This window comes from Deltaproteobacteria bacterium, assembly GCA_011773515.1.
Taxonomy (GTDB): Bacteria; Desulfobacterota; Deferrimicrobia; order J040; family J040; genus WVXK01.
Map to the genome: position 1 here is coordinate 1 of WVXK01000051.1, position 1467 is coordinate 1467.

Below are 1467 nucleotides of genomic sequence, written 5' to 3' on the forward strand. Positions count from 1 at the left end.
ATATCGGGCAGGCTGACCACCGGTGATGTTGTCAACGTGCAGCTCGAAGCGGAGACGGGCGGGTTGGCTACCTTCGATATGGGCAGCGTCACGGGCGTTCCCATGGCGGAAGTGGTAAGCGATACGACCGGGGAAGGCACGGGGATCTACGAGGGCTCCTACACGATCAAGCCTGGCGACGACTACGAGGACGGGCAGATCGTGGGGCGCTTCGCGAACGCCGCGGGGGTTGCGGCCGACCCGGTAACATCGGACAGCCGGTGGACCATCGACACCGGAACAATCCTCACCCTGGAGGTCGACAAAAACGAGCTGCCCGCGGATACCACCTCCCGGACCAGGATCAAGGTAAAGGTGGCCGACATAAACGGCACCGAGGTGGAGGGCCATCACGTGCGGGTGGACCTGGCCACGACGGAGGAGTACACCGGCCTCGTGGGAGCGGGCGATTTCGGCGAGAACGTGGGAGCCGAGGTGGAAGCCACGTGGAGATCGGCAACCGACTCCTGGGGGGAGGTGGAGTTCGACTACCGCAGCGGGTTTTCCGCCAAGACCGTCATCGTAACGGCCAAGGACCTGACCACGGGCTCCGTTGGGGTTGACTACATTACCTCCTACATAGACGCCCTGATCGACATAGCGCTGACCCGCCCCGTATCACGGGCGGCAGCCAGACGGGGTCTTCTCTACTACATGGACGTGGAGGCGTCGAGGACCGAGCTGACCGCCGACGGAAGGAGCCGTTCGGTCATCAGGGCGCACGTGTACGACCCGAGCGGGAACCCCGTTGAGGGGGATGAAATAACCTTCACCCTTGACCAGGACAACGGTACGATCAGGACGATCAGGGCGGTAACCGACAGGAATGGAAAGGCCACGGCCGAGTACCGGGCGGGCAAGAAGGTCGGAATCGTGCAGATCACGGCCGAAAATACAGCACGGGGGATTACCGGATACGTGAGCATCACCCTCCTGTCCGATGCGCCGGCAAAGATATACCTTGCCGCGCGCCCGGACAACATCCCGGCGGACGGGTTTTCGCGGGCCGACATCGAGGTAAAGGTTACCGATATCAACGAAAACCCCAACGAAGACACGGAAGTGCTCTTCGGTATCGTTTCCGGCTCGGGTAAGCTCGAAAACGATGTACTCATAACGGATCGTTACGGCGAGGCGGCAGACGTGTATACCTCGGGGAAAGAGCCGGGGATAACGACGGTTAAAGCCACGGTAAAATCGAAGGTCCCCACGGAAGCCGAGCTTGAGAGAGCGAAGAACGTCATTTTTGCCCTCTACAGCGATCTGGATGATGAGATGCGGCTTGAAAAATGGCTGGTCAGGAAAGGCGACGAGGTGAAAGAGGGCGACCCGGTGTGCGATTACAGCATCCGGGGCGACAACTTCACGCTCACCGCCCCCTACGACCTGAGGGTGGAGGAGCTGCTCGCCGAGTCCTGGGATTACCTG

1 protein-coding gene is annotated in these 1467 nt (G+C 61.1%); it reads left to right on the forward strand.

What is annotated here, in order from left to right; translation table 11 throughout:
* Window positions 1–1467, forward strand: a 1467-nt coding sequence (locus tag GTN70_05055; GenBank protein NIO16351.1) for a hypothetical protein, incomplete at both ends; no start/stop codon positions are given.